Here is a 19,708-nt window from a genome sequence, read left to right as displayed (position 1 = left end):
TATAGAAACGGTACTTCATTTTCTTAGCGATCGCTGTAAAATTTGTCCATGACCACGACGAAGCGCGGCCGGCCACGAGGTTTCGACCGTGACATGGCACTCGCGCAGGCCACTTCGCTGTTCTGGCAGCACGGCTTCGAGGGCACGTCCATCGCCGACCTGACCTCCGCGATGGGGATTTCGCCCCCGAGCCTCTACGCGGCTTTCGGCGACAAGCGCACGCTCTTCCTCGAAGTCGTCGAGCGGTACGGCAGCACGTTCGGCGCCTTCATGGACAAGGCGCTCACCGAGGAGAGCGACCCGCGCAGGGGCTTCGCGCGGATGCTGGACGAGGCTGCCCTGGCCTATACCGATCCCGGGCATCCCGCGGGCTGCCTGGTCATCACAGCCGCGACCAACTACTCCACACAGACCGCCGACATCGAGCGGGACCTGCGTGAACGCCGCAGAGCTAACGTACGGTCCTTCGAGACCCGCCTGGAGGACGCCCGGAGCCGGGGCTCACTCGGCCAGGACACCGACACCCGTGCCCTGGCCGTCTATTTCGCCGCAGTGGTCCAGGGCATGTCGCAGCAGGCCCGTGACGGCGCCACCGCGCAGGAACTGCGCCGCGTGGCCGAGCTCGCCATGACCGTCTGGCCGCCTTCCGACGCTTCCTGAAGCGCCGGACCGGGAAGGTGTGCCGGCCGCCGATGTCACACGGGTGGGTCGCGGCGACCGGCCGGCTTTCAAAGAGCGGGTGGTTCCCCGTCCACGCGGCACAGCCGAGACGCCACGTGCGCGTACCGCTCGTCGAACTTCATGGTGGTGAAGGCGTGGTCGAGTTCATGCTCGAGAGTCTCACTGGCGCGTCTCCACACGGCGAGGCCGGCCTCCGTGATGGCGGCACGGCTGGTGCGCCGGTCGCACGGTCAGGCCCGCCGGGAGATCATTCTTCCGACGGGCGCCCCGTCACCCGCGTCCATGGACCCGATCGTGGCCGCGGGCGACATCACCGGTGACGGGAAGACCGACTTCTTCGCCCTGGTCAGAACGGATCTGTGGGCGCTGATCGGATACCACGGAGCCACCATCAGCAGTGCGACCCGGCTGACGGCAGCCCTCTGGGACGAACGAGACATCGTCACCGGCGGGACGTAACGGGCGACGGAGTCGCCGACCTGATCTACCGGACCGACCCGGACGCCACCCTCCGACTGCGCAAGGGCATCGCCAACGCCTCCGGCAGCGGCGTCGATCTGAACTCGCCGGCTTCCGGAGCCAACTCCGCCGACGGCACGGCATCCTGAAGACAGAGAATGGCACGGGCAAGCCCTGACGGCACGAGCTCTCACCCCCCGCAGCGTCACCACCCGCTATCCATGCTCAGGGAGAAACTTCAACATGACGACGTCCCTGCCCTGGGAACAGGTGCCGTGGCGGGCAGGGACGTCCGCGACCTACAGGCCAGTCAGATCGTGTACAGGTTGAATTCTTCCCACGAGCCGGAGACGTCGGCCGAGCGGGCGCGCAGGGCGTATTGGAGCGTGCCGGTGTAGCTGTTCTCCATGGCGACGAACAGGCCGTTCAGCTCGGACTGGATGGCGAAGCGGTCCAGAGTCTCGTTGTAGTAGAGGACGAACCGCTCCCAGCCGCCCGCGCTCGTGGAACGGGCACGCAGCAGGTTCTGCGAGGCGCCGGTGTAGTTCTTCTCGACAGCCACGTAGAGGCCGTTAGCCTGGGACTTCATGGCGAAGGTGCTCTCCTCCCCGATCCACTCGAAAGTGAAGCCCTCCCAGGAACCGCCGTAGACGTCGGAACGGGCGCGCAGCGCCCCGGTGTTCGGGGCGGCGTACGTCTTCTCGGTGGCGACAAACTTGTTGTTCCTGGCCGATTCCACGGCCAGCGCGGTGGGCTCCGGGGCGGCGGCTGCGCGCGCGGTCTGCGCGTCACCCGACTCCTCGGTTATCCGCGCCAGTTCGGCGGCGTCGTCGATCTTCTCCCAGCCGGCCGGCACCGCGGCCGGGGCGGCCTGCGGGGCGGCCGTCACGGCGGGCGCGCCCATCGCCGAGGTAGCCGCCAGGGCACTGAGGGACAGAAGGACAGTGGTCATGCGTCGCATAGTTGATTCCCCACCATTCGTGAAAACGGACGTGGCGCGGCGGCCATAGCTCCCACCTGCCGCTCCCGCCCATGACAACCGCCGCCAAGCCCCCCCGGGACGGCGGCTACGTCAGAGTAGCGGGAATGACATAAGTGGCGACAGTGATTGATGAGTTCACCCCTGGGTTATTACGGAAAACATGCGGCATTCTCTTTTCCTTAACCCCCCGCTAACGCACATAAAACGCGATGTTCTCCGTCGCATTCGGAACCGATCTGTGCGGGGAGATTGTGGACAGGTGAGCCAGATCTCGGCCGAGGGGTCTTGAACGGGTGAGGGCCTTCCGGGTTCGGTGTGGATTGCGACGTCTACACCAACCAGATACGAACACACCGGGGCCGACACATTCACGAGGTGAGGCCAAATCCTTGGCCAAAGACATAGGAGCCCCCGGGGGCAGCGGAAGCGGACACCAGGTGACAGGCCCGGGAGCCCCTCCATATGGGATCCCTGACCGAGCGCGCCACGAACCGCTTCGCACCCTGCCATCATCAGGTCGTGACAGAGACACAGGCAGCGTTGTACGCCGCAGCGGTCGGTGCACTGTCTGCCCTTGTAGTGGGGTGCATAGCTGGTTGGGTAGCACTCCGCCAGGTAGCGAAGACCGCAGAAGCCCAACGCAAGCAGGCCGCCTGGCAGCTTCGCAGCGAGGACTACGCCGACTTCATCCGTGCCATGTTCCGCTTCCGCGCTGCCATAGGCCGTGCTGGAAGAGCCCCGCACATCAGCGCGGACTATGCGAACGAGGTGCGCACCCTCTACGTCGACCTCGCCAACGTCGCAGCAACCCTCACTATGCGTATCGCCGCAGACCCCGTGATGAACGCCATGCTGGGCCTGGTGAACGCCGCCTACGCGCTGCACTCACGGGTCACCGACCGCAGAGACCTGCACCTGCCGTCGGGCGACGCCATGATGCATCGACTGCTCGAAGAATTCGAAGATGCGGAATTCGCTGTGCGTAACGCCTTCCGCGACGATCTATGGGGAGGTAAACCCCTTCAACGCAACCGGCCAGCGGGACCCCCAACCGATTCGTAAGCGCCGCCGGCCGCCCGGGACGGTAGCAGCGACCGCCATGCACCATCCGCGCCATGGCCGCCGCCCTCCGACTTCAGACCGCCGCGAACACCCCGGTCGAGAACCGCTCCCGGTGCGCCGGGCGCGCTTAACTGATCGTTTCAGAATGACTCTGGCCGAGAGCAGCAATTCGGTCGGCACTCGTGCAGCTGAGTCGGCACCCTGGCCCATGGCCCTGTGCATGCGGCGCAGGTCCGGACCGGTTGGAATGGAGGAGTGGATGGATGGGCGTGAATGCGGAGCGGGAGTGCTGGGAGCTGCGGTCGGGAGCCGGTGTGGGGCCGTTGCAGTTCGGGATGTCTCCAACCGAGGTCGCCCAGGCACTTTTGGTCCCTGGACCGCAGGAACGGGTTGGCGGTCCGTATGTGCAGGAGGACTTCCCGGACGGGGTGAAGGCGTTCTACGACGCGGGCACGCTCGCCTGTGTCGCGCTGGATGCGGTCATCGGTCCTCAGGTCTTCCTGTCTGGCTTCCCGCTGGCCGGAAGCGATCCGGAGCAGGGCCAGCAGTTTCTGCTGGACCACGCTGCGGAGCATGGGAACTGTTTGCTCTACACACCTGATGACTCGCTTTCCCTGGCTGATCTCGGGGTTCTGTTGCGCTCGCAGCAGGTCGGGGCAACGCGCCTGACACGTCCGCTCTTCGTGAAGGAGGAGTGGTTGGAGTCGCATTACTTCCGGGACCCCCTTCCGCTGGAGGGCTGCTCAGGCTGAGCGCTCGATCTGGCGAACGACGTCAGACCCTGGGCTCACATCACGATGAGATGCCGCCGGTCTAGCACTCGACGATCTTGGTCGGGAAGGCATCCGGGTGCGTGCTGATCTTGTTCCGGACGACCTGTGGGAGCGGGTGGCCCCGTTGCTGCCGCCCGCTCCCGCACGACGCCACCGGCATCTCGGGTGGTTGCGTGTTCCTGACCGAGCAGCACTCGCCGGTGTCCTGTTCGTGCTGCGGACCGGTGTCGCCTGGCGGGACATCCCGGCGGAGGCCGTGAGCTGTTCCGGCGTGGCTGCCTGGCGCACCGGCTGCGGGAGTGGACCGAGGCCGACGTCTGGCCACGCCTGCACGCCGCCCTGCTGCCCGAGCTTCGCCGCGCCGACCTGCTTGACCTGGGTAACTGCTCTGTGGACGGATCGCACGTCTGAGCACTCAGAGCGGGGGACCACGTTGGGCCCTCGCCCGTCGGCCGCGCCCGTCCCAGCTCCAAGCACCACCTGATCGTCGACCGCCATTGCACCCCACTCACCGTCACGCTCACCGGCGGCAACCGACACGACATCACCCAGCTCCTGTCCCCGCTCCACGCGGTCCCGCCGATTCGAGGAGCTCAGGGGCGCCCTCGCCGCAAGCCACGGCGTCTGTAGGCCGACCGGGACTACGACGTCAACAAGTACCGCCGTTCGCTGTGGAAACGTGGCGTCAAACCCGTGATCAACCGACGGAACGTCGCCCACGGCTCCGGACTGGCCGGGTCCGCTGGGTGGTCGAGCCACATTCGGATGGCTGCACCAGTGCAAACGGATCCGCGCCCGCTGCGAACGCCACGCCGATCTCCGTCTGGGGCTGCTCGAACTGGTCTGCAGCCTCCTCACGTCTGCAATGGGCTTGCGACGTATCCTGCCCCAAGTGATCGAGCAACTGCTGCCTTCGGCCGTCGTTACGGTGGAGGCCTCCGGCCAGAACGACGCGGACCTCGCGCTCTTCCCCGAGGAAGCGGCGCTCATGACACGGGCGGTCGCCAAACGGCGACGGGAGTTCGCCGTCGTGCGTTCCTGCGCCCGGCGCGCCATGGAGAAGCTCGGTGTGCCGCCGCAGCCGGTCCTGTCGGGGGAGCATGGCGCCCCTAGATGGCCGGCCGGGCTGGTCGGCAGCATGACCCACTGTGACGACTACTGCGCCGCCGCGCTTGCCCGCACGGCGGATCTGGCCTCGCTCGGCATAGACGCCGAGGTGCACCAGCCGCTGCCCGACGAGGTACTGCCGGTGGTGGCCCTACCGGCCGAGGCGGACCGGCTGCGGCGGCTCTCCGACCGGCGCCCCGACGTGCACTGGGACCGGCTGCTGTTCAGCGCCAAGGAATCCGTCTACAAGACGTGGTTCCCCCTCACCCAAGAGTGGCTCGACTTCAAGGAAGCCGACATCGAATTGTCCGAGGACGGCCGCTTTCGCGCGGCGCTCCTGGTTCCCGGTCCCCGAGTGGGCGGCCGCCGCCTCGACCACTTCGAAGGCCGATGGACGATGGCACTGGGCCTGATCGCCACGGCCGTAGCGGTTCCGCACACCTGAGGAAAATCCCGTGCGAGCCCACGGAGCGCGCCGGATGTGAGGAGTTCCGCGAACAGCGACCTGCGGATTCGTGAGCGGTCCCAGCCGACCTCACTCCCGCTCTCACCCCGAGCAGCGGCTGTACGGAGGGCCCGCCCGCTTCCAGATGAGTCGTCAGGGCGTGTACCCGTAACTGCTTCGTGCCGGTTGCGTACCACCAGTCCACCAGTGAGGGCGACGTACGACGGGGCCTGGTGGAGCATCTGCTGCACACCGTCACCCTGCGGGTCGCCGCAGGGCTCGTGCCGGGACCGCGCCTGCTGCTGGAGGTGGCCCCCGTACGACGATACGGCGTCAGGAGCTCACCCGCGCCAAGCGGCTGTGCCGGCTGGTGTTCGGCCGGCGATACCTGTGGGGAGCTGTTCGTCCCATTCGGGCCCGGGGGCGGCCGGAAATCAGGACGGAGGATGTCGGGTTAAGACGTGATCATGGAGTGGAAGAGCCCGTGCCGAGGACGGACGCGGGTCAGGAACGCACGAACAGATGAGGGACCTCCATGGAACGCACACCCGACACGCCGGCTCCGGACCTTCGGGGGAAGATCGCGCTGGTCGCGGGTGCCACGCGGGGAGCCGGACGAGCCATCGCCGTCCAGCTGGGCGCGGCGGGGGCGACGGTCTACGTCACCGGCCGTACGACTCGGGAACGTCGCTCGGAGTACAACCGGTCCGAGACGATCGAGGAGACCGCGGAGCTGGTCACGGAGGCGGGCGGAACCGGGATCGCGGTGCCGACCGACCACTTGGTGCCCGAGCAGGTCCGCGCGCTCGCCGAACGCGTCGACACCGAGCAGGGGCGGCTCGACGTACTGGTCAACGATGTCTGGGGAGGTGAGCGACTGTTCGAGTTCGACAAGAAGGTGTGGGAGCACGACCTTGACGCAGGGCTGCGGCTGATGCGGCTCGGGGTGGACACCCATGCGATCTCCAGCCACTTCCTCCTGCCCCTGCTGGTGCGTCGGCCCGGCGGACTCGTGGTGGAGATGACCGATGGGACGGCGGCGTACAACGGCAGCCACTACCGCAACTCGTACTTCTACGACCTGGTCAAGAACAGCGTGCTGCGCATGGGGTACGTGCTGGCCCACGAGCTGGAGCCGTACGGCGGCACGGCGGTGACGCTCACGCCGGGCTGGATGCGTTCGGAGATGATGCTCGAGACGCTCGGTGTCACGGAGGAGAACTGGCGCGACGCGCTGACCGAGGTGCCGCACTTCTGCATCTCGGAAAGCCCCTCGTACGTGGGGCGCGCGGTCGCGGCGCTGGCGGGTGACGCGCATGTCGGGCGCTGGAACGGCCAGTCGGTTTCCAGTGGGCAGCTCGCTCAGGAGTACGGCTTCACCGACCTCGACGGCTCGCGTCCCGACTGCTGGCGTTATCTGGTGGAGGTGCAGGAAGCGGGGAAGCCTGCCGACCCGTCCGGGTATCGGTGACCGCACTGCCCGGGCGGGCGCTGACTGCGGTCGCGTACCGGTCCGTTCGGGGCTCAAGCTCGGGGCGCGGTGCCCTCAGCCCGATGACCGGCAACCCCTTGTGACGGAAGGGTGCCGGGCTGCCAGCGTGCGCCGGGCGGGCTCAGGGGTGGACGCCGGGGCCCGCGTCGCGGCGATCACCAGGTATCCGATGCCCGGGCCGGCCGCCGCGCGGCGCATGAGGCCGACGTACTGGTCCACGGGTTCCGGCCCGTCGGTCTGGGCCAGTTCGTCGCGTCGGGCCTCGACGGCTTCGGCCGTGATCATTCCGGTCCGGACTGCCTTGTCGCCGATGCCGCACCAACCTGCTTACGGCGGGCTCGGGCCGCCGGCGCTTCCCCGCTACCGCACCCCGCCGCGAGCGGAGCTTCCGTCCGTCCGCCCTGCCGTGACGTCGCGGCAGCCGCCCCCTGACGGCCCGCTCAGGTCACCGGTCCCGCGCTGGGAGGGGCCGGGTCGTACGCGCCCTCCACGGTGAGGTCGCGCAGGCGCGAAGCGGCGGTGAGCAGGTCCCTGTGGCTGGTGAACAGGGCGTTGACGCCGAAGCGGAGCAGGTCGGGCGCGCGCATGTCGGCCACGACACCGCGCCCGGCCAGGGCGACGGCCAGTCCGTGGGCGTGGGGGTGGCGCAGGGTGACCTGGCTGCCGCGGCGCCCGGGGTCGGACGGGGTGACCGAGGTGAAGCCCAGGGGCGCGAGGAGTTCCTCCGCGCAGCGCAGGAGGAAGCCCGTCAGGGACAGGCTCTTGGCGCGGACCTGGTGCAGGTCGACGCCGTCGAAGGCGGTGAGGGCCGCTTCGAGGGCGAGCAGGGACAGGATCGGCGGGGTGCCGATGCGGGCGCGGGCGATGCCGGGCGCGGGGGTGTAGTCCCGCGCCAGGGCGAAGGGGTCGGCGTGGCCGGTCCAGCCGGGCAGGGGCGTCTCCAGCGCGGCGTGGTGGCGCTGTGCCACGTAGAGGAAGGCGGGGGCGCCCGGGCCGCCGGAGAGGAACTTGTAGCCGCAGCCGACCGCCAGGTCCACGCCGAGGGCGTCGACCTCGAGGGGCAGGGCGCCGGCGGCGTGGCACAGATCCCACAGTGCGAGGGCGCCCGCCTCGTGAGCGGCCCGGGTCAGGGCCCCCATGTCGTACAGCTCGCCGGTGCGGAAGTCGACGGGCGAGTAGCTGACGACGGCGACCCGCTCGCCCTCGGCGGCGAGGAAGCGCGGGAGGTCCGCCGGGGGGACGTGCCGTACCTCCAGGTCGCGGCGGCGGGCGACGGCCTCGGCGAGGTAGCGGTCGGTGGGGAAGTGCCCGGGGTCGGTGACCAGCAGCGGGCGGTCCGGGCGGAGCGCGGCGGCGGCGTCGAGCGCGGTGAACAACTGCACGCTGGTGGAGTCGCCCGCGACCGTCTGCCCCGGCGCGGCCCCGATGAGTGTGCCGATGGCGTCGCCCACGCGCAGTGGCGCCTGCCACCAGCCGGCCGTGTTCCAGGAGCCGATGAGCGCGGCGCCCCACTGGCGCCGTACGACGTCGTCCAGGGCCGCCGGCACGGCGGCGGGCAGCGGGCCCAGGGAATTGCCGTCGAGGTAGACGACGTCCGGTGGGAGCAGGAAACGTTCGCGGACGGGGGCCAGGGGGTCGTCGGCGTCGAGCCGTGCGGCCTGCTCGCGCAGGGCGACGGCCCCCGGGAGTGCGGTGGTCATCGGTGTGGGGCCTCCTCGCCCGCGCGGCCGGCGCCCGCCGGGCTGAAGGCGGCCGCCATGTCCCGGAGGGTGTCGGCGACCGCGTGGGCGCCGGGTGCTCCGGGTTCGATGAGGGTGTAGTGGCCGGTGCCGGGCAGGACGACCGTCCTGAGGTCCCGGTGCACGGCCGCGTAGTCGCTGAACTGGGTGAGCGGGACCTCCTCGTCGGCGGCGCCGTGCAGCAGCACCGTGGGGACACCGGTGGTCCCGGCGTCGCGCAGCAGGGTGAGGGGGTCGACCTCGGCCAGCCGCTCGGTGAAGTGCGCTTCGCCGCCGAGCAGTTGCAGGGCGGCGTCATTGCTGAGGCGGTCGCGGCGGGTGGCGGTGAGGTCGGTGATCGGTGCGAGGGCGAGCACGCTCGTCGGCAGGGTGCGGGTGTGCCAGCGGGAGCGGGGCGGCAGCAGGCCGCGGGCGGCGCACCACAGGGCCAGGTGCCCGCCGGAGCAGTGGCCGGCCAGGACGTAGGGCCGCCCCTCGGGCAGCGTGTCCACGATGCGGGCGACGTCGTCGAAGGTCTCGGGATATCCGCCCGCGCCGCCGGACCGGCGGAAGCCCGGGAGCAGCACGCTGAAGCCCTGGGTGGAGAGCCAGGCCGCGAACGGGGTCAGGTGCATCCGGTCGTAGCGCCAGTAGCCGCCGTGCAGCAGGATCACCAGCGGGGCGTCGGGGTCCTCGGACGGCCAGGCGTCGTAGGACTGGTGGGGGTGGTCCCCGTAGCGGCCGTGCACCGGTGCCAGGACCGGCTTCAGGCTCAGGACCCGCTGCTCCTCCTCGGCCGCGAAGGCGGAGATCGTCCTAGACGTCACCGCGCACCTCCCACAGTTCGGGGAAGACCGGCCGGGCCGCCCGCTGCTCCAGCCAGGCGAGCCCGGCCGATCCGGCGCTGCCGGGTTTGGCTCCCATGGCTCGGCGGACCACCAGGACGTGGTCGAAGCGCCAGCGGGTGACGAGTTCGGCGATGTCGGTGAGCAGTTCGCCGAGTGCGAGGTGGGGGTGGTGCTGCGGTCCGGCGTAGACGTGCCGCCAGGTCTCCGCCACGCCGGGGTCGCTGTCGTAGGGGCGGGTCACGTCCCGTTCGCGGACGTGGTGCGGGACGGGCAGGCCCTGGCGGTGGAGGTAGGCCAGCACCTCGTCGTACAGGGACGGTTCGCGGTAGGTCTCGGCGAGCGCCTCGTGGACGGCCGGGTCGCCGCGGTGGGCGCGCAGCAGTCCGGCGGACTTGTCGCCGAGGAGGAACTCCATGTGCCGGTACATCGCCGACTGGAAGCCCGACGCCCGGCCGAACGCGGCACGGAAGCCGTTGAACTGGGCGGGGGTCAGGGCGGCGATGGGCGCCCAGGCGCCGCCCAGGGCGGTCAGCGCGCGGCGGCTGCGCACCAGCGCGTCCATGGCGGCGGGCAGGTCGTCCTTGGCGAAGGCGACCTTGGCGGTGCGCCACTCGTGCACGACGAGGGTGAACCAGAGTTCCATCACCTGGGTGGTGACGAGGAAGCCCATCTCGTCCGGGGCCTCGGTGAGCGGGTGCTGCAGTGTGTTGAGGACGGACGCGTGCACGTACGTGTCGTAGGGGCTGGCGCCCTCGAAGGGGCGGGTCAGGGTGTCGTCCGTGGCCGGCCCGTCGAGGGTGGTCGTGCGGTCGTTCATCACTTCTCCTAGAGGTGCGGACGGGTCACACACCGAGGTGGGCGCCACCGGAGGCGTCGATCCACTGGCCGGTCACCCAGCGGGCGTCGTCGCTCGCCACGAAGGAGACGACGTCCGCGATGTCCGCCGGGTCGCCGAGCCGGCCGAACGTGGAGGCCTCGGAGTAGCGGCGGCGGATCTCCGGGACGGCGAGGGTGGGGTTGATCTCCGTCTCGGTGTAACCGGGCGCGACGGCGTTGACGGTGATGCCCCGGGGACCGAGTTCCTGGGCCAGGGAGAGGGTGAGGTAGTCCAGGGCGGCCTTGGTCATGGTGTAGGAGACGATCGGCGGGAAGGCGATACGGGTCGCGACGGACGAGATGTTGATGATCCTGCCGCCGTCCCGGAGGCGGTCCAGTCCGCGCTGGATGATGAAGAACGGCGCCTTGGCGTTGACGGCGAAGACGCGGTCGTAGTCGGCTTCGGTCACCTGGGCGATGGGGCGGGGGACGGTGATGCCCGCGTTGTTGACGAGGATGTCCAGGCCGGCCGGGGCATCCAGCTCCGCCAGGGCCTCGTCGAAGGCGGCCCACAGGGTGTCGGCGTCGCCGGGGACGCCGAGTTCGGCGTGTACGGGGAAGGCGCGGCCGCCGTCGGCCTGGATCTCCTTGACGGTCCGCTCGGCGGCCGTCAGATCGTGGCCGTAGTGGACCGCCACGAGGGCGCCCTCGCGGGCGAGGCGGTGGCTGATGGCTCGGCCGATGCCGCGGCTGCCTCCGGTGACCAGGGCGGTCTTTCCCGCGTGGCGGTCGGTGGCGGTCATCGTGGGTCTCCTTCGCTGAGGGTTGGCGGGGCGGGCGGGGTCAGGCGTCGAAGTCGAGGGTGAGCTCGGGGGTGCGGGGTCTGGCGCGGCAGACGAGGGTGTAGCCGGCGGCGCGGTCCCGTTCGTCCAGGGCGTGCTCGCCGTCCGCCGTCACCTGCCCGGACAGGACCTTCGCGCGGCAACTGCCGCAGACGCCCTCACGGCAGGCGTACGGCACGTCGGGGTGGCTGCGCAGCAGTGCGTCGAGCAGGGCCGGGTCGTCCGGCAGCACGGTGGCGGCCCGGCGGCGCCCGCCGAGCAGGGCGGTGACCCGGTACTCCCCCGCCCCGGGTGCCCGCCCGGCATGCTCCGGCGGCGCCGGCTGCGTGCCGTCGGCCGTGAACAGCTCCCAGCGGACGAGCGACGGGTCGGCTCCCGCATCGGCCAGGACGCGCCGGGCGGTGGCGACGAGGCCGGGCGGTCCGCACAGGGCGAACGTGGTGTCCGGGCCCGGGCGGGCGTCCACGGCCGCCAGCAGCCGGCGCACCCCGGACGCGTCCAGCCGCCGGGCGAGCGGCCCGCTCCCGCTCCCCCGGTCCTCCCGGGTCAGCACGTACAGGACGGTGAAGCGGTCCAGGAACTCGTCCTTGATCTCTGCCAGTTCGTCGGCCAGCACGGCGTCGGCGGAGGTGCGGACCGAGTGCACGAGACTGACACGGCAGGCCGGGTCCCGGCGTAGGGCGTGGACGGCCATCGGGGCCAGCGGGGTGATGCCGGTGCCGCCGGCGAGGAGGACGTGGTGGGCGCCCGGCAGCTCCGACAGGGCGAAGTTACCGGCGGGCGGGGAGAGTTCGAGACGGGCGCCCGGTGCGAGCCGGGTGGTGGCGTGATCGCCGAAGCCGCCGGGACCGGACCTCTTGATCACCAGACGGAGCGCCCCGGGTGTGTGCGGTGGCGGGCAGATCGAGTAGCTGCGGCGCAGTTCGGTACCGTCCCGGCGGTGACGGACGACGACGTGCTGGCCGGGGTGGTGGGCGAAGACGTCGCGCAGGTCGGCGGGTACGTGGAGGGTGACGGCGACCGTGTCGGCGGTCAGGTGCCGGACCTCGGTGACGTCGAGTGTGTGCCGGCCGGTGCGGCGGCGGGAACCGGCCGGCGCCTGGTCGCGGAGGGGCGATGTGGTGTTCACGGTGTGCCTCACAGCGCGGTCAGGTGGGGGAAGGGCTCGCGGCACGCCGTGCACCACAGCACCGACTGGCAGCGGGACGGCCCGAAGGCGCTGTGCGGCCGGGTGGCCGTCGAGCCGCAGTGCGGGCAGGGCACCGCGCCCAGGGCGACGGGGACCGGGCCGTCGGGCGCCGGGGACACGGGTGGGGCGATGCCGTGCGCGGCGAGGGCGCGGCGCCCTTCGGGAGTGATGCGGTCCGTCGTCCAGGCGGGCGTGAGGACGTGCAGGACGCGGCCGTCGGGGTGACCGCAAGCGGTCAGGACCTCCCGCACCGCCGCGGTGATCTCGGGCAGCGCGGGGCAGCCCAGGTAGGTGGGAGTGATCTCCACCTCCAGCACGCCGTCGGCGCCGGGAGCGACGGAGTGCACCACGCCGAGGTCGCCGAGGCCGATCACCGGCAGTTCCGGGTCGGGCAGCGCGGCCACCCGCTCGCGCACCTCCTCGGCACAGAGGCGGGCCGTGACCGGTGCGTGCCCGCTCACCAGGTGCCTCCGGGAAACTGTCGCCGTACGGACTGCAGTTCGGCGATCAGCGGGCCGAACTCCTCGGTGTGCAGGCCCGAGCGGCCGCCGGTGGCCGCCCATCCGGGAGCGGGCACGGCGAGTCCCGCCTCGGTGACGACCTCGGTGACGCGGGCGAGCCAGGTGTCGTGCAGCGCCGCCGGTGAGGGCACGGTGCCGGATGCGGCCAGGCGGCGCAGGGCGTCGTTCTCCTCGAAGAGTTCGCCGGTGTAGGGCCACACCCGTTCCAGGGCCCGCTGCATGCGGCGGGTGCTCTCCGGCGTGCCGCGTCCCAGCGTCACCGTCCAGCGGTCGGCGTGCAGCCGGTGGAAGGCGACCTCCTTGGCGGCCCGGACGCCGAACGCGGCGAGTTCGGGGTCGGCGCTGTGGGCCAGGGTCTCGTAGTGGAGGAAGGCGTAGTGGGTGTAGGCGAGTTGCCGGGCCACGGTCACGGCGAAGTCCCCGTTGGGGAGTTCGGTCAGCAGGGCGTTGGTGAACTCGCGCTCCGAGCGGGTGTAGGCAAGGTCGTCCTCGCTGCGGCCGGTCCCGTCGAGGCGCCCGGCGCGGGAGAGGAGCGTGCGGGCGTGACCGATGAGGTCGAGGGCGATGTTGGACAGGGCCAGGTCCTCGTCGATGGTCGGCGCGCGGGTGATCCACTGGCACAGCCGCTGCGCGAGGACGAGGGCGTCGTCGCCGAGGCGCGTCAGGTGCCGGGCGAGGTCGCAATCGGCGGCGGACGGCGGCTCGCCCGGCGGGGAGCCGGGTCGCACCGCCGTGACGTCACTCGTGGTGCTCACCTTCGGGGCCTTTCTCGGTCAGCGGCGCGTAGTGCTCGGGGTAGCGGTACGGCTTGTGGCGGGCGCCCGCGAAGTACGGGTCGCGTTCGTCCGGGGAGGCCGTGTGCAGGGCGTCGGAGCGGACCACCCACAGCGACAGGGGCTCGCCGCGCCGGGTGTACAGATCGCGGGCGGCGGCCAGGGCCGCGTCCGGGCCTGCGGCGCGCACCGACCCGACGTGCTGATGGGCCAGGCCCCTGCGGGCCCGCAGGAACACCTCCCAGGACGCCGGCGCGCCTTCCCGAGCCGCGCTCATGCCGCCGCTCCCGCCGGCTCGTCCGTCCTCGCGGCGTACGCGACGGCGGCCTCCCGGACCCAGGCGCCGTCCTCGTGCGCGGCCAGGCGGTGGGCGATGCGCTGCCGCGCCCAGTGCGTGTCGTCGCCGAGGGCGCGGCGGTAGGTGTCCCAGTCGACTGGCGTGAAGTCGTAGTGGCCGCGCTCCTCGTTCCAGCGGATCGCCGGGTCGGGCAGCGTCAGGCCGAGTCGCTCGGCCTGCGGGACGCAGGTGTCGACGAAACGCTGGCGCAGCTCGTCGTTGGTGTGGCGTTTGATGCCCCAGGCCATCGCGCGGCGGGAGACCGCCGCTCCCAGCGCGGCGGTCCGCGCGTCGGCGCCGCCCGCCTCGGTGTCGGGCGGTCCGAACATCAGCGCCACCGCCGGCAGCCACCAGCGGTTCACCGCGTCCTGCGCCATCTCCTTCTGCTTCGGGGTGCCCTCGCACAGGGCGCGCATCAGGTCGTAGCCCTGCCGCACGTGGAAGGCCTCCTCCTGGCAGACGCGGCGCATGGCACGCGCGTAGGGGCCGTAGGAGGTGCGGCACAGGGGTGCCTGGTTGATGACGGCCGCGCCGTCCGTCAGCCAGGCGATGGCCCCGGTGTCCGCCCAGGTCAGCGCGGGGTGGTTGAAGGTGGCCGAGGCGCGCTGGCGGCCGTGGTGCAGGGCGTCCAGCAGGTCGGCGCGGTCCACGCCGAGCGTCTCGGCGGCGGAGTACAGGTACAGGCCGTGGCCCGCCTCGTCCTGCACCTTGGCGAGCAGGACCGACTTGCGGTGCAGGGAGGGGGCGCGGGTGAGCCAGGCGCCCTCGGGCTGCATGCCGATGATCTCGGAGTGGGCGTGCTGGGCGATCTGGCGGACCAGCATGCGGCGGTAGCCGTCGGGCATCCGGTCGCGCGGTTCGATCGTCTCGCCGTCGGCGATGAGCGCGTCGAAGTGGGCGAGCAGCTCGTCCTCGTCCGGGGCGGCCGCGCCGTCCGCGGTGGCGGGGGTGGTGGTCGGCGCGGTCACCGGGCACCGCCCGGGTGTCCGGTGACCGTCGCTGCGGTGCCGTGCTGCGGGCACCGTCCCGGGACCTGGACCCGTACCGGCTGCCTGGGCACGCGCATCACTCCTTCGGCTGGGGAACCGCCCACCGCGGGGCCGGGCGGAGCGGGTTGCTTCGTTGCGGTAAGAGGCCGGGGCCGGGGCCCGGCTATCCCCGCCGCGTCAGGTTCGGGCGCGTGACAAAGCTCACGGGAAGGCGCGGGGAGTGGGATCGGCCGCAGCCGCCTCTTGACGGGGTGACAGTCGTGGACCGCGGCGGCCGGCACGCCGGGGCGAAAGGGGAAACCATGAGCACCATCAGGGAGTTGCTGGTCGAACTCACCGGCACCGTCGAGTACGCCGACCGGATCGGCGACGACGCCGACCTGGCCGCCAGCGGCATCGACTCCGGGGACCTGGTGCGTCTCGTCCTGCTGGTCGAGCAGCGGCTCGGCGTCGAGATCACCGCCGAGGACATGGAGGAGTTGCGCACGATCGGCGACTACGAGCGTTTCGTGGCCGAGCGCACGGCCGCCAGGGCGAGCGGCGGTGTGTGATGTGGCTGACGCAACTGCTGGAGCGCAACCGCCAGTGCCGGCCCGGCCGGACCGCGCTGGTGGACGAGGAACGCAGCGTCACCTGGGCCGAGCTGCATGATCGTACGCTGCAACTCGCTTGCGGCTTGGCAGACTTGGGGATCCGGCGCGGCGACCGGGTGGCCGTGCTGTCCAAGGACCGGATCGAGGTCCTGGAGAGCTACTTCGCGCTGGCCCGGCTCGGCGCGCTGTTCGTGCCGCTGAACCACAGTCTGGCCGAGCCCGAGGTCGCCGGGATCGTCGAGCGCGTCGGCGCGGTGGCCGTCCTCGGTGAGTCCGAGCTGCTGGACCGGCACACCGGGTTGCCGTCCTCGGTGCGGCTCCGGGTGGCCTTCGACAAGCCCGCCTTCGCGGCACTGGGCACGCTGGCCGCCGAGCGGGACCTGCCGGACGTCGCCGACACGGACCCGATCGCCGTGCTGCACACCTCGGCGACCACCGGGCAGGCCAAGGGGGTGACCGTCGACAGCGCGTCGTTCCGCGCCATCGCGCTCGGCTGGCTGGTGATGGCCCGCCCCACGGACGACATCGTCATGGTCAACTGCTGCCCGCTGTACCACGGCAGCATGGTCGTCTCCCTGACCTATCTGGCGGCCGGCGCGACGGTCGTGCTGATGCCCGGGTTCACGCCGCAGCGGGCGCTGTCCGCGGTGGAGGCGCACCGCGCGACCCACATGTGGCTGGTGCCGCAGATGCTGCGCTTCATGCTTCAGGCGAAGGCGTCCCTGCGCACCGACCTGTCCTCCCTGCGGGAGGTGCTGTACGGGGCGGCCCCGATGCCGCTCGACGTCTACGCCGACGCGGTGGCACGGCTCGGGTGCGGCTTCCGGCAGGTGTACGGCATGACCGAGGTGGGCGGCCCGTTCGTCACGCTCGGTCCCGACGAGCACCCCGCACCCGGGGACGTCGCCGCCCGCATCCCGTGCGGGCGGGTCGTGCCGGGCATGTCCGCCCGCGCGGTGGACGAGACCGGGCGGGAACTGCCGCCCGGCGAGATCGGCGAGATCGTGGTGCGCGGGCCGGGTGTCATGCAGGGCTACTGGAACGATCCGGAGGCCACGCGGGAGATCACCTGGAACGGCTGGATCAGGACGGGCGACCTCGGCTTCATGGACGAGGAGGGCCGCATCAGCCTGGTGGACCGCACCAAGGACGTGATCATCCGGGCGGGCCAGAACGTCTACCCCTCGGAGATCGAGCGCGCTCTGATGACCCACCCGGCGGTCCGGGACGCGGCGGTCGTCGGCATGCCCGACGAGGACTACGGCGAGGTGCCGCTGGCGTACGTCGCCCTGGAGGCCGGCGCGGAGCCGGGCACGGCGGAGCTGCTCGCGCATGTCGCGGGGCTGCTGGCGCCGTACAAGCGGCCGCGCCGGGTCGAGTTCATCGAGCAGGTGCCGCGCAACCCCGCCGGGAAGATCATCAAGAAGCTGCTGCGGGCGTGAGCGCGTGCGGTGGCGAACGGCGATGACCGGGAGCCCGATGCGACCCGGGTCGGCCACGACGTCTCCGTCGTGGCCGACCCGGGTCGCTGCTGTACGCACACGGCCCGGGCGAACCGGAGCGGAGCGCGGCGGGTCGGCCGGGACCGACGCGGGGTCCTGGCGGACGGCGCAGGGCGAGGGGAAACCGGCGGCCGGATCCCCGGCGGGGACAGATCAGGCAGGTGCGGAGTCCAGGGCGGCTGGGGCCGGGGAAGAACCCGCGTGGCGGGCGCAGGCCGATGTGATGCCCTCGCGGGCGGCCCGGGTACGTGCGGAAGCCGTGTGGTCGGCGCAGGCCGATGAGGAAGTCGTGTGGACGGCCGCTTCGTGGGTTCGGGTCGGTGTGGGGCCCGTGGGGACAGCACCGGTCGTGGGGCGCCTGGTGGCGCTCGGGCCGCTTCTGGCTGCTGCCGGGCTCGGGCTGGGCGTGGCCGCCGTGTCGGAGCCGGGTCAGGAACCGGCCGGGCCGGCCGAGGCGGCCGCCGCCGCGGTGATGCCGCCGCGGCGGCGGCTGGAGTTCCTGGCCGGCCGGCGAGCCGCCCGGCGGGCCCTGCGTGCGGTGGGGCTGGACTGCGGGGAGATCCCTCGGAGGGGGCGTCTGCCGGTGTTCCCGCCGGGGCGGGCCGCGTCGATCTCGCACAGTGCCGGGATCGCCGTCGCCGTGGCCGCCGCCCCCGGACGGGATCTGCCGGTCGGCTGCGACCTGGAGCTGCGGCCCCTTCCCCGCGAAGCGGCCCGCCTGGTGCTGTGCGAGGACGAGGAGTCCCTGCTCACCGGCACAAGGCTGCGGCCCGGTGCGGGCGCGGTCTGGTCGGTGACGGCGTTGTTCTCCGCCAAGGAGGCGGCGTGGAAGGCCCTCACTGTGATGACGGCTGAGGGCCGGGAGGGTCCGGCGGGGAGTCTGCGGGAGTTGCGGGTCTCGCCCTGCCGGGACGGTCTGCGTGTGTGCCTGCGCGACGGTCCCGCCCACGCCGTGCGGGTGCGGGTCGTGCGCGTCGGCGCGGGAGTGTTCAGCTACGTCACCGGCCGGGCCGGCACCCGCGACTGAGCGGACGCCGCCCGTCCCCGGCGCACCGGAGGCGGGCGGCGGGTCGGTTCAGCGCTCCGGCGTGCCGCCGTCCCGGTAGGAACGCCGCGCGGCGTCGGCCGCCTTGTCGGTCTTGGCGTCGTACTTGTCGCCCGTTCGCTCGTCGACCATGCGCTCAGCGCGCGAGACGCCCTTGTCCGCCTGGTCGGGGTGGCCCTTGGTCATCTGCTTGGCCTTGTTCATCATGTCGCCCAGCTTGCCCATGGGGGGTACCTCCGGGAGGTGAGTGTGGGGGTCGTACCCCGCCGCAGGTACCCCTCCGGCCGGGCGTGAATCACCCGCGGTCGCCGACCCTGGCGGCCATGTTGCCCGCCGGGTGGCGGTTGTCGTGGATGAGCTGGTGCGCGAGGCCGATCTCGTCGAAATCGAAGGTCTGGGACAGGCAGGGGTCGATGATTCCCCGGTCGATCAGCCGTGTCACCTCGCGTGCCTCGCGGGCCGTGGCGACGTGCGAGCCTTGCAGGCGCTTCTGCCGCATCCACAGGAACCGCAGGTCCACGTCGCCGTTGTAGCCGGTGGTGCCGCCGCACAGGACGACCATGCCGCCGTTGTCGCACAGGTACAGGGACGTGGGGATGGTGTCGGCGCCGGAGTGCTCCAGCACGATGCGCGGGCTGCGGCGCTCTCCCAGTACCTCCCAGAAGGCCCGCCCGAAGGCGCGGGCCCCGGAAAGCCAGCGGCCCATGGCCTCGTCGTCGGAGGTGTCCGGCAGCCGCCCCCAGTGGTCGAACTTGCGCCGGTCGATGTAGCCCTCGGCGCCCAGCTTGAGGCAGAACTCGCCGCGTTCCTCGCTGGAGACGACCGCGACGGGGATGCCGCCGACGTGCCGGACGAGCTGGATGGCGATGCAGCCGAGTCCGCCGGCGCCGCCCCAGATCAGCACCGGGTCACCCGGCCGCACCGTGTGCGGCTGCCAGCCGAACAGCTGGCGGTAGGCGGTGGCGGCGGTCGCCATGTAGCAGGCGGCCTCCGCCCACGACAGCCGGGCGGGCTTGGGGTGGCACATGTAGTCGTCGACCACGGCGAACTGGGCGAAGGAGCCGTAGTTCTCCTCGTAGCCCCACACCCGCTGGCTGGTGGACCAGGTGGGGTCGCCGCCGAGGCGGATGTCCTCGGCCTTCTCGTCCCAGCGGTTGGCGAGGACGACCACCTCGTCCCCGAGCTTCACCCCGCGCACGTCCTCGCCGACCGCCCACACGATCCCGGACAGGTCGGAGCCGCCGATGTGGAAGTCCTCGGTGGCGCCCGCCTTCTGCCGCGCGGCGATCACGTCGAGCGGCGAACCGAGCGCCGCCCAGACGTTGTTGTAGTTGATGCCGGCCGCCATCACCTTCACCAGGACCTGGCCGCGCCCCACGGGCGGGACGTCGACCACCTCGGTGCGGAAGGCGTCGACGGGCTGTCCGTAGCGCTCACGGCGGATGAGCGAGGCGTACATCTTCTTCGGGGCGGTGCCGATCTCGGGCGCGTCACCGAGTTCGTAGAGGTCCTGGGTCGCACTCACGCTGGTTCT

21 protein-coding genes and 1 pseudogene are annotated in these 19,708 nt (G+C 71.7%); 10 read left to right on the top strand and 12 right to left on the bottom strand.

The window, feature by feature from the left end; genetic code table 11:
* Positions 1-48: 48 nt before the first annotated feature.
* Together ACP7TJ_RS32065 and ACP7TJ_RS32060 are read left to right on the top strand one after the other, a co-directional pair.
* Positions 49-660: a TetR/AcrR family transcriptional regulator gene (locus ACP7TJ_RS32065; RefSeq protein WP_367544228.1), complete on the top strand. Its 612-nt coding sequence runs from the start codon at positions 49-51 to the stop codon at positions 658-660.
* A 303-nt stretch (positions 661-963) separates the two neighbouring features.
* Entirely contained in the window at positions 964-1,140 is a 177-nt protein-coding gene (locus ACP7TJ_RS32060; RefSeq protein WP_380800564.1) for a hypothetical protein, read from the top strand.
* Between the two features lie 310 nt (positions 1,141-1,450).
* Here ACP7TJ_RS32060 and ACP7TJ_RS32055 read toward each other — a convergent pair whose 3' ends face one another.
* The gene (locus tag ACP7TJ_RS32055) at positions 1,451-2,092 is read right to left on the bottom strand and encodes a fascin domain-containing protein (RefSeq protein WP_367544224.1); all 642 of its coding nucleotides are present in this window, start codon (positions 2,090-2,092) and stop codon (positions 1,451-1,453) included.
* Positions 2,093-2,641: 549 nt separating this feature from the next.
* Here ACP7TJ_RS32055 and ACP7TJ_RS32050 point away from each other — a divergent pair.
* The 5 genes and pseudogenes from ACP7TJ_RS32050 (at position 2,642) to ACP7TJ_RS32030 (ending at position 6,980) form a co-directional block, all read left to right on the top strand.
* On the top strand, positions 2,642-3,184 hold the full coding sequence (locus ACP7TJ_RS32050; RefSeq protein WP_176710785.1) for a hypothetical protein: 543 nt from the start codon (positions 2,642-2,644) through the stop codon (positions 3,182-3,184).
* Between the two features lie 263 nt (positions 3,185-3,447).
* Positions 3,448-3,936, top strand: coding sequence for a hypothetical protein (locus tag ACP7TJ_RS32045; protein ID WP_176710784.1), 489 nt, complete (start codon positions 3,448-3,450; stop codon positions 3,934-3,936).
* Between the two features lie 97 nt (positions 3,937-4,033).
* Positions 4,034-4,813, top strand: a pseudogene (locus ACP7TJ_RS32040) (IS5 family transposase); the annotation flags it as partial.
* A 36-nt stretch (positions 4,814-4,849) separates the two neighbouring features.
* Entirely contained in the window at positions 4,850-5,509 is a 660-nt protein-coding gene (locus ACP7TJ_RS32035) for a 4'-phosphopantetheinyl transferase family protein (protein WP_427767534.1), read from the top strand.
* 535 nt (positions 5,510-6,044) lie between these two features.
* A complete protein-coding gene (locus ACP7TJ_RS32030) occupies positions 6,045-6,980 on the top strand; it encodes an SDR family oxidoreductase (RefSeq protein WP_354792573.1) in 936 nt (311 codons plus the stop codon).
* 461 nt (positions 6,981-7,441) lie between these two features.
* Here the strand turns inward: ACP7TJ_RS32030 and ACP7TJ_RS32025 are convergent, their stop codons facing one another.
* Genes ACP7TJ_RS32025 through paaA form a run of 9 tightly spaced genes read right to left on the bottom strand, consistent with a single transcriptional unit; the run spans position 7,442 to position 15,013 of the window.
* Complete coding sequence (locus ACP7TJ_RS32025; RefSeq protein ID WP_401540817.1) at positions 7,442-8,701, bottom strand: kynureninase; 1,260 nt, start codon at positions 8,699-8,701, stop codon at positions 7,442-7,444.
* Positions 8,698-9,546, bottom strand: a complete 849-nt coding sequence (locus ACP7TJ_RS32020) for an alpha/beta hydrolase family protein (protein ID WP_401540820.1) — start codon at positions 9,544-9,546, stop codon at positions 8,698-8,700. Before ACP7TJ_RS32020 ends, ACP7TJ_RS32025 begins: the two co-directional genes overlap by 4 nt.
* Positions 9,536-10,384, bottom strand: a complete 849-nt coding sequence (locus ACP7TJ_RS32015) for a tryptophan 2,3-dioxygenase (RefSeq protein WP_093766594.1) — start codon at positions 10,382-10,384, stop codon at positions 9,536-9,538. Before ACP7TJ_RS32015 ends, ACP7TJ_RS32020 begins: the two co-directional genes overlap by 11 nt.
* Before the next feature lie 25 nt (positions 10,385-10,409).
* Positions 10,410-11,186, bottom strand: a complete 777-nt coding sequence (locus tag ACP7TJ_RS32010) for an SDR family oxidoreductase (protein ID WP_403160076.1) — start codon at positions 11,184-11,186, stop codon at positions 10,410-10,412.
* Between the two features lie 40 nt (positions 11,187-11,226).
* Positions 11,227-12,354, bottom strand: a complete 1,128-nt coding sequence (locus tag ACP7TJ_RS32005; protein ID WP_427767213.1) for a 2Fe-2S iron-sulfur cluster-binding protein — start codon at positions 12,352-12,354, stop codon at positions 11,227-11,229.
* An 8-nt stretch (positions 12,355-12,362) separates the two neighbouring features.
* Positions 12,363-12,875 carry a 1,2-phenylacetyl-CoA epoxidase subunit PaaD gene (gene paaD / locus ACP7TJ_RS32000; RefSeq protein WP_367544213.1) on the bottom strand — a complete coding sequence of 171 codons (513 nt, stop codon included), beginning with the start codon at positions 12,873-12,875 and terminating at the stop codon, positions 12,363-12,365.
* Complete coding sequence (paaC, locus tag ACP7TJ_RS31995; RefSeq protein ID WP_404715428.1) at positions 12,872-13,663, bottom strand: 1,2-phenylacetyl-CoA epoxidase subunit PaaC; 792 nt, start codon at positions 13,661-13,663, stop codon at positions 12,872-12,874. The genes paaD and paaC overlap by 4 nt, the downstream gene beginning before the upstream one ends.
* A 10-nt stretch (positions 13,664-13,673) precedes the next feature.
* Positions 13,674-13,985 (bottom strand): 1,2-phenylacetyl-CoA epoxidase subunit PaaB, encoded by a 312-nt coding sequence (gene paaB, locus ACP7TJ_RS31990; protein WP_058915296.1) that lies wholly within the window; start codon positions 13,983-13,985, stop codon positions 13,674-13,676.
* Entirely contained in the window at positions 13,982-15,013 is a 1,032-nt protein-coding gene (gene paaA, locus ACP7TJ_RS31985; RefSeq protein ID WP_427767208.1) for a 1,2-phenylacetyl-CoA epoxidase subunit PaaA, read from the bottom strand. Before paaA ends, paaB begins: the two co-directional genes overlap by 4 nt.
* A 323-nt stretch (positions 15,014-15,336) precedes the next feature.
* Between paaA and ACP7TJ_RS31980 the strand changes: the two genes are divergently transcribed.
* From ACP7TJ_RS31980 to ACP7TJ_RS31970, 3 genes are all read left to right on the top strand, one after another.
* Positions 15,337-15,585, top strand: a complete 249-nt coding sequence (locus ACP7TJ_RS31980; protein ID WP_093766589.1) for an acyl carrier protein — start codon at positions 15,337-15,339, stop codon at positions 15,583-15,585.
* The gene (locus tag ACP7TJ_RS31975) at positions 15,585-17,069 is read left to right on the top strand and encodes a class I adenylate-forming enzyme family protein (protein ID WP_427767204.1); all 1,485 of its coding nucleotides are present in this window, start codon (positions 15,585-15,587) and stop codon (positions 17,067-17,069) included. Before ACP7TJ_RS31980 ends, ACP7TJ_RS31975 begins: the two co-directional genes overlap by 1 nt.
* Positions 17,070-17,460: 391 nt before the next feature.
* Positions 17,461-18,156, top strand: coding sequence for an enterobactin synthetase (locus ACP7TJ_RS31970; RefSeq protein WP_427767201.1), 696 nt, complete (start codon positions 17,461-17,463; stop codon positions 18,154-18,156).
* Between the two features lie 48 nt (positions 18,157-18,204).
* Here the strand turns inward: ACP7TJ_RS31970 and ACP7TJ_RS31965 are convergent, their stop codons facing one another.
* Together ACP7TJ_RS31965 and ccrA are read right to left on the bottom strand one after the other, a co-directional pair.
* Positions 18,205-18,399 (bottom strand): antitoxin, encoded by a 195-nt coding sequence (locus tag ACP7TJ_RS31965; protein WP_427767198.1) that lies wholly within the window; start codon positions 18,397-18,399, stop codon positions 18,205-18,207.
* 70 nt (positions 18,400-18,469) lie between these two features.
* Positions 18,470-19,699, bottom strand: coding sequence for a crotonyl-CoA carboxylase/reductase (ccrA, locus tag ACP7TJ_RS31960; protein WP_427767195.1), 1,230 nt, complete (start codon positions 19,697-19,699; stop codon positions 18,470-18,472).
* Positions 19,700-19,708 lie beyond the last annotated feature (9 nt).

The organism is Streptomyces sp. DSM 41931 (genome assembly GCF_050271085.1).
GTDB lineage: Bacteria > Actinomycetota > Actinomycetes > Streptomycetales > Streptomycetaceae > Streptomyces > Streptomyces albogriseolus.
The sequence above is the reverse complement of the archived record's forward strand: the minus strand, read 5'-3'. Positions and strand labels throughout refer to the sequence as shown.